Source organism: Hoeflea marina (assembly GCF_003182275.1).
GTDB classification, from domain to species: domain Bacteria; phylum Pseudomonadota; class Alphaproteobacteria; order Rhizobiales; family Rhizobiaceae; genus Hoeflea; species Hoeflea marina.
Genome location: NZ_QGTR01000003.1, coordinates 654,405 through 669,316, shown reverse-complemented (window position 1 = coordinate 669,316; position 14,912 = coordinate 654,405). Strand labels below are relative to the sequence as shown.

18 protein-coding genes are annotated in these 14,912 nt (G+C 65.0%); 9 read left to right on the top strand and 9 right to left on the bottom strand.

Going from position 1 to position 14,912, the window contains the following annotated elements; genetic code table 11:
• Positions 1 to 12: 12 nt before the first annotated feature.
• Positions 13 to 225 (bottom strand): SlyX family protein, encoded by a 213-nt coding sequence (locus DFR52_RS14400; protein WP_110032641.1) that lies wholly within the window; start codon positions 223 to 225, stop codon positions 13 to 15.
• Entirely contained in the window at positions 222 to 656 is a 435-nt protein-coding gene (locus tag DFR52_RS14395) for an acyl-CoA thioesterase (RefSeq protein ID WP_110032640.1), read from the bottom strand. The genes DFR52_RS14400 and DFR52_RS14395 overlap by 4 nt, the downstream gene beginning before the upstream one ends.
• Before the next feature lie 176 nt (positions 657 to 832).
• Here DFR52_RS14395 and DFR52_RS14390 point away from each other — a divergent pair, with 176 nt between their 5' ends.
• From DFR52_RS14390 to deoA, 6 genes are all read left to right on the top strand, one after another.
• Positions 833 to 2,368 carry an ABC transporter ATP-binding protein gene (locus DFR52_RS14390; protein WP_110032881.1) on the top strand — a complete coding sequence of 512 codons (1,536 nt, stop codon included), beginning with the start codon at positions 833 to 835 and terminating at the stop codon, positions 2,366 to 2,368.
• Positions 2,365 to 3,495 (top strand): ABC transporter permease, encoded by a 1,131-nt coding sequence (locus DFR52_RS14385; protein WP_110032639.1) that lies wholly within the window; start codon positions 2,365 to 2,367, stop codon positions 3,493 to 3,495. The genes DFR52_RS14390 and DFR52_RS14385 overlap by 4 nt, the downstream gene beginning before the upstream one ends.
• 4 nt (positions 3,496 to 3,499) lie before the next feature.
• Positions 3,500 to 4,471 carry an ABC transporter permease gene (locus DFR52_RS14380; RefSeq protein ID WP_110032638.1) on the top strand — a complete coding sequence of 324 codons (972 nt, stop codon included), beginning with the start codon at positions 3,500 to 3,502 and terminating at the stop codon, positions 4,469 to 4,471.
• A gap of 3 nt (positions 4,472 to 4,474) precedes the next feature.
• A complete protein-coding gene (locus DFR52_RS14375; RefSeq protein WP_110032637.1) occupies positions 4,475 to 4,867 on the top strand; it encodes a cytidine deaminase in 393 nt (130 codons plus the stop codon).
• The gene (locus DFR52_RS14370) at positions 4,864 to 5,670 is read left to right on the top strand and encodes a purine-nucleoside phosphorylase (protein ID WP_110032636.1); all 807 of its coding nucleotides are present in this window, start codon (positions 4,864 to 4,866) and stop codon (positions 5,668 to 5,670) included. Before DFR52_RS14375 ends, DFR52_RS14370 begins: the two co-directional genes overlap by 4 nt.
• Positions 5,671 to 5,735: 65 nt before the next feature.
• Positions 5,736 to 7,049 (top strand): thymidine phosphorylase, encoded by a 1,314-nt coding sequence (gene deoA, locus DFR52_RS14365; RefSeq protein ID WP_110032635.1) that lies wholly within the window; start codon positions 5,736 to 5,738, stop codon positions 7,047 to 7,049.
• 7 nt (positions 7,050 to 7,056) lie between these two features.
• On the opposite strand, the gene DFR52_RS14360 is transcribed toward deoA, so the two are convergent.
• The 4 genes from DFR52_RS14360 to DFR52_RS14345 form a co-directional block, all read right to left on the bottom strand.
• Positions 7,057 to 7,608, bottom strand: a complete 552-nt coding sequence (locus DFR52_RS14360) for a TIGR02281 family clan AA aspartic protease (protein ID WP_110032634.1) — start codon at positions 7,606 to 7,608, stop codon at positions 7,057 to 7,059.
• A 118-nt stretch (positions 7,609 to 7,726) separates the two neighbouring features.
• Entirely contained in the window at positions 7,727 to 8,356 is a 630-nt protein-coding gene (gene upp, locus DFR52_RS14355) for a uracil phosphoribosyltransferase (protein WP_110032633.1), read from the bottom strand.
• 73 nt (positions 8,357 to 8,429) lie between these two features.
• Entirely contained in the window at positions 8,430 to 9,389 is a 960-nt protein-coding gene (locus tag DFR52_RS14350; protein WP_110032880.1) for an adenosine deaminase, read from the bottom strand.
• Between the two features lie 8 nt (positions 9,390 to 9,397).
• Positions 9,398 to 10,618, bottom strand: a complete 1,221-nt coding sequence (locus DFR52_RS14345) for a phosphopentomutase (protein ID WP_110032879.1) — start codon at positions 10,616 to 10,618, stop codon at positions 9,398 to 9,400.
• Positions 10,619 to 10,780: 162 nt separating this feature from the next.
• Between DFR52_RS14345 and DFR52_RS14340 the strand changes: the two genes are divergently transcribed.
• Positions 10,781 to 11,650 (top strand): phosphate/phosphite/phosphonate ABC transporter substrate-binding protein, encoded by an 870-nt coding sequence (locus DFR52_RS14340; protein WP_158284968.1) that lies wholly within the window; start codon positions 10,781 to 10,783, stop codon positions 11,648 to 11,650.
• 54 nt (positions 11,651 to 11,704) lie between these two features.
• Here DFR52_RS14340 and DFR52_RS14335 read toward each other — a convergent pair whose 3' ends face one another.
• The 3 genes from DFR52_RS14335 to DFR52_RS14325 all read right to left on the bottom strand — a co-directional run bounded on the left by DFR52_RS14335 (position 11,705) and on the right by DFR52_RS14325 (position 13,541).
• Entirely contained in the window at positions 11,705 to 12,265 is a 561-nt protein-coding gene (locus DFR52_RS14335) for a TadE/TadG family type IV pilus assembly protein (protein WP_245415342.1), read from the bottom strand.
• A 74-nt stretch (positions 12,266 to 12,339) separates the two neighbouring features.
• Positions 12,340 to 12,972 (bottom strand): TadE/TadG family type IV pilus assembly protein, encoded by a 633-nt coding sequence (locus tag DFR52_RS14330; RefSeq protein WP_110032631.1) that lies wholly within the window; start codon positions 12,970 to 12,972, stop codon positions 12,340 to 12,342.
• A 149-nt stretch (positions 12,973 to 13,121) separates the two neighbouring features.
• Complete coding sequence (locus DFR52_RS14325) at positions 13,122 to 13,541, bottom strand: pilus assembly protein N-terminal domain-containing protein (protein ID WP_110032630.1); 420 nt, start codon at positions 13,539 to 13,541, stop codon at positions 13,122 to 13,124.
• Between the two features lie 372 nt (positions 13,542 to 13,913).
• Here DFR52_RS14325 and DFR52_RS14320 point away from each other — a divergent pair, with 372 nt between their 5' ends.
• Both DFR52_RS14320 and DFR52_RS14315 read left to right on the top strand, forming a co-directional pair.
• Positions 13,914 to 14,096: a Flp family type IVb pilin gene (locus DFR52_RS14320; protein ID WP_110032629.1), complete on the top strand. Its 183-nt coding sequence runs from the start codon at positions 13,914 to 13,916 to the stop codon at positions 14,094 to 14,096.
• A 148-nt stretch (positions 14,097 to 14,244) separates the two neighbouring features.
• A complete protein-coding gene (locus tag DFR52_RS14315) occupies positions 14,245 to 14,760 on the top strand; it encodes an A24 family peptidase (protein ID WP_110032628.1) in 516 nt (171 codons plus the stop codon).
• Positions 14,761 to 14,912 lie beyond the last annotated feature (152 nt).

The window sequence follows — 14,912 nt, the reverse complement described above, 5'->3', positions numbered from 1 at the left end:
GGGCGGGGCTTCCTACCAGTGCGGCGGCTTCTGCGGCACCTGCGATCCGAGTGCCGCTTCCTCGACCTCCTGGAACCTGTTGGTCATCTGGTTGAATTCGTGGCGCAGGCGTTCCGTCAGTTTCCACTGATCGGCGAGCTGACGCGACAGCTCCTCGATGGTGGCCGACTGGTGGGCCACCAGCTCTTCGAGCCTGACAAGCCGCTTGTCCACCGCATCAGTCATTGGGCAATCTCCTCAAGGGTCCGGCGCCAGTCGTCCGAAAGACCGACCGGCCGGCGCGTTGCGCGGTCCACATAGACATGCACGAAGCGGCCATCGGCAAATGCCGTGTCGGCGTCATTGCGGAACAGCCCGATCCGGTAGCTGACAGACGAGCTGCCGAGCCGTTCGACCGCAACGCCCGCCGTTATCCGATCGGGGAACCCCGCTTCGCCGTGATAGCTGCATCCGCTCTCCACCACCAGCCCGATGATGCCGCCGACGAGCGGCTCCAGCAGGCCGCGCTCGATCAGCCATTCGTTGATCGCGGTGTCGAAGAGCAGGTAATGCGTCACATTGTTCATGTGGCCATACATGTCGTTGTCCGCCCACCGCGTCTGCAGGCCGCGAAACAGGGGAAAATCGAGGCGGCGGGAAGGCTTTTGTCTGGTCATGCTGTCTCGCAAGGGGTGGAAGGCGGACGCCTGCCGCAGCTGCGGCGAGCGTGGCCATGTTGAAAACCGCGCGGCGACAAGTCTCGCCGGAAATGATTCTGGACTTTGCCGGCGGAACTGTCGAGACTGCTGGCACGCGCGGCCGCTGCGCCAATTTGAGGTCAAGACAGGGTGCCATGAGTGATATTGCCATTGAGTTGAAAGGGATCGACAAGAGTTTCGGTGCCGTTCATGCCAACAAAAACATCAATCTCAGCGTCCGCAAGGGAACGATTCACGGGATCATCGGGGAGAACGGCGCCGGCAAATCGACGCTGATGTCGATCCTCTACGGATTCTACCAGGCTGACGGCGGCGATGTCTTCGTCGACGGGACCCGGACCGTCATCCGCGATCCCAACGCCGCGATTGCTGCCGGCATCGGCATGGTGCATCAGCATTTCATGCTGGTCGAGAACTTCACCGTTCTGGAAAACGTCATGCTCGGAGCCGAGGAGAGCCAGGTGCTGACCGCCGGCATCACGAAGGCAAGGGCCGAACTCAGGCGGCTCGAAGAGGAGTACGAACTCGAGGTCGACGCCGACGCGATCATCGAGGAGCTTCCGGTGGGCAACCAGCAGCGGGTCGAGATCCTCAAGGCGCTCTATCGCGGCGCCGACATTCTCATCCTCGACGAGCCGACCGGCGTGCTCACGCCCGCCGAGGCCGACCACCTGTTCCGGATCCTCCGGCAGCTCAAGGATCAGGGCAAGACCATCATCCTCATCACCCACAAGCTGCGTGAGATCATGGCCATCACCGACGAGGTCTCGGTCATGCGTCGTGGCGAGATGGTGGCGACGCGGACGACGGCAGACACTTCGGTGGAGGAGCTTGCCGAACTGATGGTCGGCCGCCGGGTGCTGTTGCGCGTCGACAAGGATGAAGCCCGTCCCGGCGACGTGCTGCTGGCGGTGGAGAAACTCACCGTACGTGATTCCCGCGGCGTCGCCATGGTCAAGGACGTCTCCTTCGATGTCCGCGCCGGCGAGATCGTGGGCATTGCCGGCGTGGCCGGCAACGGCCAGTCCGAGCTGCTCGAGGCGGTCAGCGGCATCAGGCGTGCGGAGAAAGGGCGGATCCTGCTCAACGGCGAGCCGATCGATGTCGCCGGCCGCACCGATCCCGCCGAACTGCGCGCCCGCGGCATGGCACATGTGCCCGAGGATCGCCATCACATGGGCCTGGTGCTGGCCTTCGAGGAAAGTGAGAACTCCATTCTCGGCTACCACACCGATCCCCGATATGTCAGCGGCGCCTTCCTCAACATCGACGGCATCCGCCGCGATGCCGCCGAGAAGATGGAGAGCTACGACATCCGTCCCCGCGATGTGCGCCTCAGGACCGCCAATTTCTCCGGCGGCAACCAGCAGAAGATCGTGCTGGCCCGCGAGATGGAGCGCGATCCCTCTGTCCTGGTGATCGGCCAGCCGACCCGCGGCGTCGATGTCGGCGCCATCGAGTTCATCCACAAGCGGATCATCGAGATGCGCGACGCCGGCAAGGCCGTGCTGCTGGTTTCGGTGGAGCTCGACGAGATCCGCTCGCTCTCCGACCGGGTGCTGGTCATGTTCGATGGCCGGATCGTCGGTGAACGCTCGCCGGATGCCAATGAGGGTGAACTTGGACTGTTGATGGCCGGTGTCACCGATTCGAGGGAGGCGGCTGCATGAGCGTGCCCTACGGCAAACTTCCCGCCTGGGTGGATTTCGGTCTGATCCCGCTGATAAATCTGGTCGTGGCGTTTCTGGTCGCGGGCCTGGTGGTGCTGGCGGTCGGCGAGAGCCCGCTCCGCGCCGCCGCGCTTCTGGTCGAGGGGGCGTTCGGCTATGGCGAAGGCATCGGCTACACGCTCTACTATGCCACCAATTTCATCTTCACCGGTCTTGCCGTCGCCATGGCATTCCATGGAGGCCTGTTCAACATCGGCGGCGAAGGCCAGGCCTATGTGGCGGGCATCGGCGTCGCCCTGCCCTGTCTCTGGCTCGATCAGTATGTGCCGTGGTTCGTGACCTTTCCCTTCGCGATTCTGGGCGCGGCGCTGATGGGCGCTGTCTGGGCGATGATCCCCGGCTGGCTGCAGGCCAAGCGCGGCAGCCACATCGTCATCACCACGATCATGTTCAATTTCATCGCGTCCAGCCTGATGGTCTATCTGCTGGTCGACGTGCTCAAGCCCGCCGGATCGATGGCGCCGCAGACCCGCACCTTCGTCGAGGGTGGCCGGCTGCCGAAGCTCGACTGGCTGCTGGGTGCGTTCGGCCTCGACATCGGAGGCGCGCCGTTCAACCTGTCCTTTCTGCTGGCGCTGATTGCGGCCTTCGTCGTCTGGGTCATCATCTGGCGCACCCGGCTCGGCTACGAGATCCGCACGATGGGTCACAGTCCGAAAGCCGCCCGCTACGCGGGAATCCGCGAAAACCGCATCATCATCATCACCATGATGCTCTCGGGCGCGCTGGCCGGGATGATGGCGCTCAACCCGATCATGGGCGACCAGCACCGCATGCAGCTCGATTTCGTCTCCGGTGCCGGCTTCGTCGGCATCGCCGTCGCCCTGATGGGACGATCGCATCCCGCCGGCATCATCCCGGCGGCGATCCTGTTCGGCATGCTCTACCAGGGTGGCGCGGAGATTTCCTTCGAGATGCCGGAGATCTCGCGCGACATGATCGTCATCATCCAGGGCCTTGTGATCCTGTTTGCCGGTGCGCTCGAAAACATGTTCCGGCCGGCCATCACCTCGCTGTTTGCCACCCTAGGCGCTGCCCGGCCCGGCACCGCCAAACCTGCGGAGTAGGCGGATGGAATATTTCGAAGCCCTCATCGTCATCCTGCAATCGACCGTCCGGGTCTCGGTGCCGCTGATCCTTGCGGCGCTCGCCGGGCTCTATTCCGAGCGCGCGGGAATCTTCGACATCGGGCTTGAGGGAAAGATGCTGGCGGCGGCCTTCGCGGCCGGTGCCGTGGCAGGGATTACCCAGAATGCGTTGCTGGGCCTGACGGCGGCCATGGCGGTGTCGGTGGCATTGGCGCTGGTGCACGGCTTTGCCTCCATCACCCAGCGCGGCAATCAGATCGTCTCGGGCGTGGCGATCAACTTCATCGCCGCGGGCGCCACCGTGATTCTCGGCCAGGCCTGGTTTCACCAGGGCGGGCAGACGCCGCGCCTGGGCGAGGGCGGCCGCTTCGTTACCCATGAGCTGCCCTTCGCCGCCGAGATTGCCGGGATCCCGGTGCTCGGTCCGATCTATTCGAATCTGCTGTCCGGCCATTTCCTGCTGACCTATCTGGCCTTCGCGCTGGTGCCGGCCACCTGGTGGGTGCTCTATCGCACCCGCTTCGGCCTGCGCCTGCGCGCCGTTGGCGAGAATCCCGGCGCCGTCGACACGGCCGGGATCTCGGTCACCTGGCTGCGCTATCGCGCGGTGATCTGCTGCGGCCTGCTCTGCGGCATTGCCGGCGCCTATCTGTCGATGGCCATGACCGGCGGCTTCGTCAAGGGCATGACCGCCGGCAAGGGATTCATCGCGCTGGCGGCGCTGATCTTCGCCAAATGGAAGCCGGTCAACGTGATGTTCGCCTGCCTGCTGTTCGGCTTTCTCGACGCCATGTCGATCCGGCTCCAGGGCAATCCATTGCCGCTCATCGGCCAGGTGCCGGCGCAGTTCATGCAGGCGCTGCCCTACATTCTCACCGTCATCCTGCTCGCGGGATTCATCGGCAAGGCCATCCCGCCGCGCGCCGGCGGCGTGCCCTATGTCAAGGAACGCTGAACCATGAAGCAAGCGCTGTTCGAGGCGGCCATCTCGGCCATGGCCAGATGCCATGCACCCTATTCGAAGTTCCCCGTCGGTGCCGCCATCCTCTGCGATGACGGAAAGATCTATTCCGGCGCCAACATCGAGGTGGTGTCGTTTCCGGAGGGCTGGTGCGCCGAGACCTCGGCCATCGCGCATATGGTGATGGCCGGCGGCAAGCGCATCGTCGAAGTGGCCGTGGTGGCCGAGAAGCTGGAGATGTGCTCGCCCTGCGGCGGCTGCCGGCAGCGCCTGGCCGAGTTCGCCACCGCCGGCACCCTCGTCCACATGGGCGGCCCCGGCGGCATCGCCAGGAGCGTGCGGATGGACGAGCTGCTTCCCTTCGCATTCGAGACGGGATCGCTCGCATGACATCGGCGACAGACATTCTCACTGAACGCCTCAACGGCCTGATGCCGCGCCACGCGCTGGTGCTGGGCTCCGGGCTGGGGCCCCTCGTGGACCTGATCAGCGATCCGGTCCGGGTCCCCTATGGCGACCTGCCGGGATTTCCCGCCGGCGGCGTGTCCGGCCATGCCGGCGAACTGGTGGCCGGCCATCTCGGCGGCACGCCGGTGCTGGTTCTCTCCGGCCGCGCCCATTATTACGAGCACGGCAGGGCCGACGTCATGCGGAAACCGCTCGAGACCCTCAGGGGCCTCGGCGTGACGAAGCTGATCCTGACCAACTCCGCCGGCTCGCTGCGCCAGGACATGCCGCCGGGGTCGGTGATGCGGATCAGCGATCATATCAACTTTTCCGGCTCCAACCCGCTGATCGGCGAGGTCGACGACCGCCGCTTTGTCGGCCTGACCAGCGCCTATGATGCAACGCTGGCTGCGCGGATGGTCGAGGCCGCACGGGCATCCGCCACCCCGCTGCATGAAGGCGTGTATATGTGGTTTTCCGGCCCGAGCTTCGAGACGCCGGCGGAAATCCGCATGGCGCGGATCCTCGGCGCGGACGCGGTCGGCATGTCGACCGTGCCGGAGGTCATCCTCGCCCGCTTTCTCGGCATGGACGTGGTGGCGGCATCGGTGATCACCAACTACGGAGCCGGCATGACGGGCGCCGAACTGAGCCACCAGGAAACCAAGGACATTGCGCCGCTCGGCGGCGGACGGCTGGCGACGATTCTGCGGACCATGCTCGAGGAGCCCGACCGGAATGGATGATCTTGCGCAGCCCGGCCGGCAGAAGACCAAGTTCCGGGGCGGCTTTGCGACATGAGGCCGGGACCATGACATTCCTGCCCCAGGAGATCATTCGGACCAAGCGCGACGGTGGTGCTCTCGCCGACCAGGACATCCGTGCCTTTGTCCGCGGGCTGACCGACGGCAGCGTCGGCGAGGGGCAGGTGGCTGCACTGGCGATGGCGATCTTCTTCCGGGGCATGAGCCGGGATGAATCGGTCTCGTTGACCCTGGCCATGCGAGACTCCGGCGATGTGCTGGCCTGGCCCGAGCTGGATCGACCGGTTGTCGACAAGCATTCCACCGGCGGCGTGGGCGACAATGTCTCGCTGATGCTGGCCCCGATCGCCGCCGCCTGCGGGCTTGCGGTGCCGATGATCTCCGGCCGGGGCCTGGGCCACACCGGCGGCACGCTCGACAAGATGGAATCGATTCCGGGCTATCAGGCGATGCCCGCAAGCGCGCTGTTCCGCAAGGTCGTGGGCGAGGTCGGATGCGCCATCATCGGGCAGACCGGCAATCTCGCTCCGGCCGACAAGCGCTTCTACGCGATTCGCGACGTCACCGGCACGGTCGAATCGATTCCGCTGATCACCGCCTCGATCCTGTCCAAGAAGCTGGCAGCCGGCCTGTCGGCTCTGGTGATGGACGTCAAGTTCGGCAACGGCGCCTTCATGGCGGACCGCGAAAGCGCCACGCGGCTTGCCCGCTCGCTGGTGTCAGTAGCAGGCGGCGCCGGCATGCCGACCACGGCGCTGCTCACCGACATGAACCAGCCGCTCGCATCCGCTGCCGGCAATGCGGTAGAAGTGGCCAATGCCGTGGCCTTCCTGACCGGTTCGGCTGACCCCCGGCTGGCGGAAGTCACCCTTGCGCTGGCAGCCGAGATGCTGGTGTCCGGCGGCCTCGCCACCGACACCGTCGAGGGGTTGGCCAGCGCCCGTGCGGCGCTCGACAGCGGCCGCGCCGCCGAGATCTTCGGCCGCATGGTCCATGCCCTGGGCGGGCCCGCCGATCTTGTGGAGGATTGCGGGCGCCACCTGCCCGCGGCACCGCTGATCGTCGAGCTTGCGGCCCCGGAGGCGGGGTGGGTGGCGGAGTATGACGCACGCGGCGTGGGATTGGCCGTGGTGGCGCTCGGCGGCGGCCGGGTGCGCCCGTCCGATCCGGTTGACCACGCCGTCGGCATCACCGGCCTGCTTCCGGTCGGCTCGCGAGTTGAAAAGGGGGCGCCGCTCGCCTGCGTCCATGCGCGCGGCGAAGACCAACTCGCCGATGCCCGCTCCCGGCTGATGAAGGCCATTCGTGTTGCGGACGCCAGGCCCGCGGCAACGCCCGCAATCCTCGACCGGATCGCATGAGCGACGTTTAGTTCGCAAGCTCCAGGACCTGCTCCCTGACCTTGTACGAACTCAGCTTCGACAGGAAGCTCATTCCGATCAGCGTGCCGGACAGCGCCGCATCCTCGAGCACGAAAGCACCCACATCCGAGACGCTGATGCTGCCGATCTCCACCCGGTCGAGTTCGACATAGGCCGCCCTGGTGCTGCCGTTGGCGGTGCGGACCGTGCGGTTGAAATCGGATGCCCTGAGCTTCAGCCCGACGGTCCGGGCCATGCTCTGGTTGATGGCGACGAAGGTCGCGCCGGTGTCGATGAGTCCGTCGACCGTGCGGCCGTTGACCCGGAACTGCGCGGAGAAATGGCCGGACTTGCCCATGGGTATCTGCACGGCGCGAATGCCGGTCAGATAGCTGGCCTTGGGCTGCGCCGGCGGGACGGGCAATGCCGCCGTGGCGATCGGATCGGCGGCCTTTTTCGGCGCGGAGCCGGACCCGGCGGAACCCAACTGGCTGAGATACTGCGGGGCCCCGGCCGCAGCCAGTGCAATGCAACACAGAAGGAAAGCCTTTTTGAGCATGAATGATCCCCGGAAAATCCCCGGCATCAAACGCGAAACGCCCTAACACGAGGTGAAAGACCGGCCGAATCGGACCGGTTTGTGCCTTGAGGGTTAAGCAAACCCCAATGGGGCCGTGTTACTTGGTGCCGTACATCCGGTCGCCGGCGTCGCCCAGACCCGGCACGATGTAGCCCTTCTCGTTGAGATGGCTGTCTATGGCGGCCGTGAAGATCGGCACGTCGGGATGGGCCGCCTGGAAGTTGCGGATGCCTTCGGGTGCTGCGAGCAGGCAGAGGAAGCGAATGTTCCTGGCGCCGCGTTCCTTGAGCTTCTCGATCGAGGCGATGGAGGAGTTGCCGGTCGCCAGCATCGGATCAACGACGATCACCAGCCGGTTGCTGACATCTTCGGGGGCCTTGAAATAATACTCGATCGCTTCCAGCGTGTCATGGTCGCGATAGACGCCGATATGAGCGACGCGGGCAGAGGGGACAAGGTCCAGCATGCCTTCGAGCAGGCCGTTGCCGGCGCGCAGGATCGAGGCGAAGACCAGCTTCTTGCCTTCCAGCACCGGGGCGTCGATCTCCTGCAGCGGGGTCTCGATCCGTTCCATGGTCAGTTCCAGGTCGCGGGTCACCTCATAGCAGAGCAGCGTCGAGATCTCGCGCAACAGCCGCCTGAACCCGGCCGTGGAGGTTTCCTTCTTGCGCATGATGGTCAGCTTGTGCTGCACCAGCGGATGCTTGATGACCGTGACGCCGTCCATGGTGTTCTGCCTTTCATGAGTTGGTCGTGATCAAACACGGATTGGCATGGGGCGGCAACCCTGAGCGGCCACCTCAGCCAAGCTGTCCCAAGAGTTTTTCGCGCGTCGGCTCGTCAACGAAGGCAGCCATGACCGCCGTGCGCGTGATCCCGATGAGCTGCCGCGCGTCGTATCCCCAGGTCTTGGCGGCCGCGTCATATTCCCTGCCGATCGAGGATTGGAAGTGCGGCGGATCGTCGGAATTCAGCGTCACCTTCACACCCTGGCGCAGGAGCAGGTCGAAGGGGTGCTCCGCCATGCTCGCAAACACCTTGAGGGCGACGTTCGACCCAGGACATAGCTCCAGCACGACGCCTTCGCCGGCAATGCGCCTCACCAGCGCCGGATCCTCGATCGAGCGGACGCCATGGCCGATCCGCGTCGGGCGCACCACGTCGAGGGCGTCACGCACGCTGCCGGCGCCGCAGAGTTCGCCGGCGTGGATGGTGATGCCAAGCCCTGCGTCACGGGCTATGTCGAAGGCCCGCCGATAGTCGGCGACGCGCCCGAAGCGCTCCTCGCCGGCCATTCCGAAACCGCTGATGAGCCGGTGGGGTCGCGATGCCGCCAGGCGGGCGGCGGCTTCCACGGCCTCGGCACCCAAATGCCGGATGCCGACGAGAATCATCCGGCATTCGATGCCGCACTGGCCGCGGGCGCGCGCGATGCCTTCGGCTAGCCCTCGGAAGTAGCCCTCGGTCGACAGCCCGGCGGCCTTCGCGTGGTCCGGGGAGACGAAGATCTCCGCATAGATGGCGCCCTCCTCGGCGATACCGCGGAGATAGGTCTCGGCCAGTTCCGCATAGTCCTCTTCCGTCCTGAACAGGCCGGCGGCTCCGTCATAGGCTGCCAGGAAGCCGGTGAAGTCGGACCAGACGTAGCTGTCGCCGGTGATGAAGCCGGAAATGTCCACGCCGTATTTGAGCGCCTGAGTCCGGACGAGGGCCGGTGAGGCGGCGCCTTCGATATGGCAGTGCAACTCCGCCTTGGGCACCGCCGGGGTCACAGGAAGCTCCGGCCGTTCTGAGGGGCGTCCAGCTTGAGATGAGCCGCAATCGAGGCCCCGATGTCGGCGTAGCTGTCGCGCACGCCGATGTCGCGCGGCGGAAGGCCGGGGCCGAAACCCAGAACCGGCACGCGTTCCCGGGTATGGTCGGAGCCGCGCCAGGTCGGGTCGCACCCATGATCGGCGGTCATCAGCACCAGATCGCCGGGCTTGAGCTTGCGCGCCAGCGCCGGCAATTGGCTGTCGAGCAGCTCAAGCGCCGCCGCGTAGCCGGGCACGTCGCGGCGGTGGCCGTAGAGCATGTCGAAATCGACGAAATTGGTGAACACCAGGTCGCCGTCGCCGGCATCGTCGGCGGCCTTCAGCGTGGCGTCGAACAGGGCCGCGTTGCCGTGCGCCTTGCGCATGTCGGTGATTCCCTGATGGGCGAAGATGTCGCTGATCTTTCCCACCCCGAACACGCGCCGCTTCGCCCCGGCGGCGATGTCGAGCAGGGTCGGCCCCGGCGGCGGCACCGAATAGTCGCGGCGGTTGCCGGTGCGGCTGAACCCGGTTTCCGGCGTGCCGCGGAACGGCCGCGCGATTACCCGGCCGATGTTGAGCGGATCGACGAGCTTGCGGACTGTCTCGCACAGGCCGAAGAGCCGGGCGAGGCCGAAGCTCTCTTCGTGGGCGGCGATCTGGAAGACCGAATCGTTGGATGTGTAGCAGATCGGCTTGCCGCTCAGCATGTGCTCGGCGCCGAGACGGGAGATGATGTCCGTGCCAGAAGCATGGCAATTGCCGAGAATGCCCGGCAGGCGGCCTTTCTCGATGATCGCCGCGATGAGCGCCTCGCTGAAGGCGGGACCCTTGTCGGGAAAGTAGCCCCAGTCGAAGCGCACCGGCTGGCCGGTCATTTCCCAATGGCCCGAGGGAGTGTCCTTGCCGCGCGATGTCTCGGTCGCCGCACCGTGGATGCCGCGTGGTCTGGCCTGCAACTCCATGCCGGATGGCATCATGCCGCTTGCCGCCAGCGCGGCTTCGCTCAGGCCCAGCGCCTGCATGTGCGGCAGCTTGAGCGGCCCCTTGCGCAGTCCGGCGCGATCACCGAGCCCGGCGGCGCAGTGTTCTGCGATGTGACCCAGTGTGTCTGCCCCCAGGTCGCCATAGGCTTCGGCGTCGGGGGCGCCGCCGATGCCGAAGGAATCCAGTACAAGCAAGAATGCACGCGCCATCATGTCTCTCCTGAGCCGGCAAGCGCACGGGAATTGCCCGAAGCCCGCCCTTTGTCAACCTCGCACGGTAACCGTGATTCCACCATCTCGACACAGATGCCGGCAGACATGCTATGAAATGGCCTCGCGAACCCATCACATTTCATTGCAGGAGTACGGCGATTGCGATTGCTGCAGGTGTTTTTCATCTTCGCCGCGCTGGCGCCGGCAATCGCCCGGGCCGACTATCGCGAGACGGTCCCGGTGCTCCGGATCGGCATAGTCGACAGCCATGCGGCGGTTGCCGATCCGGTCCGGCTCGAGACCGTCCGCCGGGCCTACGCCAGCGCGCTCGGCCTTCCGGTCGAGATTGTCCGCTTCCGCAGCTATGCCGGCCTGATCGACGCCCATGCCAGCGCGCGCGTGCTCTACGCGATCCATTCGGCCAGGTCCTTCGCGGCAACCCAGTCCGTCTGCGGCTGTGTCAGGGCCTTGCGGCGAGCGGTGGCGGGTGACGGGACCACGGGCTTCCGGTCGGTGCTCGTTGTCCGCGAAAGTGCGGGATCGAAGGTGGCCGATCTCCGGATCGCGTTCTCGGACGAAGAGTCCGTGTCGGGCTGGCAGATTCCGCATCTCGCCATGATCAGCGGGGGCCTCGCGACCCCGACGCTGGCGCGCGCGGGAAGCGTCGGATCGGTGGTCGACCGCTTCGTCGCGGGCCAGGTGGATGGATTCTTCGGCTGGATTCCGGAGCGGCCCGGCGAACGGGTTTCCAGCGCCGACCAGGTCTTCGGCGGGCTCTATTCCAACCGGCTGGCGGGTGCGGGGCCGCTGCGAATCAGCTGGCTTTCCGAGCCCGTGCGCCATGGCCCGCATGCCGTCCATCGCTCCATGCCCGATGATCTTGCCCAGGCCATCGGCGCTTTTCTGGACGCCATGCCGCAAGCCTCGCCCGGTCTGCTCGATCTCCTCGAGCCCTTTCATGCCGGCGGCTTCGTTGCCGCCGCACCGGATGATTATCGCAGTCTCGACGGCCTCGTCGGCGCTCGTTGAGCGTCAGGGCAGGTCGCTGACGCCTCCAGCGGCCCTGTCGAACCGGCGCCGCCGTCAGCAGTCCGAGCAGGCCACTTCGTCGCCGATGCGCTGGCGCAGATGATAGGTCTTGCTCATCGTCAACGTCTTCACATCGACATCCTGGATGTTCGGCGTCACCAGCAGGAGACTGTGCTGCAGGCTCACTTCCGTGCGGACCAGGAAGGTGTTCTTGACGTCGAGATCGGTCGGCACGGTCGTGACGGAGCCCACCGCATAGGGGCGGGTGTTCTTCTCGTCCCAGGACCAGGCGATGGTTTCCTTGCCGGTGCTGTCGATCTTGATGCCGGATATCCGGATCTTCAGGCCGTTGACCTGAAAGGGCGTGATGATGCTCTGCGCCACGTCGACCATGGTTTTCAGCATGGTCTTGTTCACATCCGTGTTCTGGGTGACCAAGTCGGCGATGGAACTGGCAGCCCGCGCCACCTTCTTGTTCACCGACATCGCCACCGAGATTTCCAGCGAACCGATATACAGCACGATCAGCACCGGTGCGATGAGCGCGAATTCCACCGCGCCGACGCCGGAGCGGTCTCTCCGCAGGCGGTCGATGGCGCCCCGCATTCTCGTCATGATGCCTGTCATCCGGGTTCCCTCCTTGATCGAACCGGCATCCGCGCTCCGTCCGGCCATCGTCCGGTCACGGCTCACGGATAGGCCTCGTTGCGGAAAGCGGCCGTGGCGACCATCAGGTAGTCCTTGGGCGATTTTCCGTCCGGCCGGATGTTGGTGATGTAGGGCCGCACCAGATCGGTCATCACTTCCCAGCGGTAATAGGCTCGCACGATGTTGATGGTACCTGGCCCGCCCGGCTGGTAGGCGAAGCCGCTGGAATCAAGGTCGGCGTAGAGCGCGCCGCTCTTGCGCGGTATTCCCTTCGGTACATTGGCGAAGGTGGCGAACTGCCGCACGTCCAGATAGAGCTTCTGGTCGGCCGGGTTTTCCTCGGCCACGCATTTGATCATCAGATTGATTTCGGAGCAGAACTTGGTTCGGAACTGCGCCTGGGTCAGGTCCGTGGGTCGACCCAGATTGTACGTGATCTGTCCGGTGCGGAGCTGGCGCCCCATCGCATCGACCGCATTTTCCAGCAGCTGCTCGCCGGCAAACGCGATGAACACCTCGATGGTCGCAAACACGAGAAGGAAGAAGGGAAACGCCAGAATGCCGAATTCGATTGCGGCTGTGCCGTTCTCGGCCCGGCGGAATCGCTTGAGGACGGCGCGCAGGCGCCATCCGGGCACACGGTTCGCAGGGCCTGGACTCGGGTCGGAATGCATCGCGCAACTCCTCGTACAAATACGCATCGAGGTTCACATTACTGCAAATGAGTTGATCAATCGTAACGTTCAGGGGTGAATCCGGCATTCCTCCGTTAACCGAGGGTTAACCCGCCAATGCAGCGGCGGAAAACGGAGCGGCTGAAGGTTCAGGGTTGGGCGGTGGCTGCCTTCTGGACATGTTCCTCGCAGGACGGCGCGCACGAATACACCGTGCGGACGGTCTGCTTGAAGATGCGCAAAGTGTTCGCCTCGTCGACGGACACCAGGATGCGCTCGTCGACGATTGCGTCGCCGGCGGCGTCGAGGATGACCAGATTGGTCGTGCCGTAGGCCTTGCCGGTCAGCACGATCGTCTTCGGATCGGCCACCGTGATGTCGGCCACCTCGGCATTGCCGATGATCACCTTGCTGACGGGACGGTCGAGCTTGAGAATGCGGGCGTGGTCCATGAACACGCGGATCATGTCGTCGCTGGCCCTGGACTGAGGCACGGCGGAAAAGGTGATGAGAGCCGCGGAAAGCACGCCGGCGGTAAGCCAGGAGGAAAGTCTCTTGCTCGGGGTCATTGCGCTGTCCTTGTGTCCGCAGGTTCTCCTAGAATCGCCGGGAATGGTGAATTAAGCCTTAAAGCCCGGAGCGGATCCCCAAGGGGCCGGGAAACGGCGAAAAAGGCCGCCCGGCCCTCGGGCCCGTGTGTGACGGCGACTGGCGGCTCAGTGGGCATGGCTGCGTCGGCTGCTGACGGCGCGATCCGGGGCGGCCGGTTCCGTGCGCTGCGAACCGGTTGTTTACCATGTCGGCGCTCCGTGGCGGTCAACGCTTTGCTAACCTTGTTCTTTAAGGAGATTGAAAAGCCGCGTCCCTATTGTGGGCTCATCCGACCAACGGCAACAGTCTGGCGGAAGTGCTGAAAACACACGTGGATCAAGGAAAAACCCATGACGAAGCTTTTTGAACGTTTCATGAATGACGAATCCGGCGCGACCGCCATCGAGTATGGCCTGATTGCCGCCCTCATCTCCGTCGCCCTCATCACCGGCGCAACCACGCTTGGCTCCACCCTGAACAACCAGTTCCAGGCTCTGTCGACCAAGATGAATACCGCCAAGAACGCAAACTGATCGATTTCCAGTTTCGCGCTTGAGCAGAGGCCGCCCGTGAGGGCGGCCTTTTCCGTCCGCATTGGCCGGCGCCTTGCCGGCTGCCGCGCCGTTGGTGGTTTCTTAAACAGCGTGCAATAGGATCCGGCTGTCCCATGGAGATGAGCTCATGCTGAATGCCGCGATTTTTGTGATCTTTCCGCTCTGCCTGGCCATGACGGCATTTTCCGACATGTTGACCATGAAGATCCCGAACCGGGTCTCGGTCATTTTGGTTCTCTCCTTCATCGTCATCGCGCCGTTCACCGGCATGGGCCTGATCGGCTTCGGTTGGCATGTGCTGGCGGCGGCGCTTGTCTTTCTCGGCTGTTTCACCCTGTTCGCCCTCAACATCATGGGCGGCGGCGACGCCAAGGTGCTGGCGGCGAGCGCCCTCTGGTTCGGCTACGGCGTAGACCTGGTGGTCTTCCTGGGAACCGTCGGAATGCTGGGCGGTTTTCTGGCCCTCATCGTGCTGATGATCCGCGCCAACCAGAATATCCTCCTGGTGTCGCCCATCCGCATTCCGATGCATTTCTTCCAGGCCCGCGCCGGCATTCCCTACGGCATGGCCATCGGCCTGGCGGCCTTTCTCACCTATCCCGAGAGCGAACTGTTTCGGGCGGCGGTCGAGCGGCTGCAATAGCGGCCGGCAGCATCTCGCGGTCGCTGCCGCCTCCAACTGTCGCAGGGCGTCTCCGAATCAGTGGGGAGACCGCGCCCGTTCCGGGGCCGCCGGTCTGACGCGACCACCGGCGCGCTCCCGATCGCAGCCGTCAATCCGGAAGGAAACGCGCT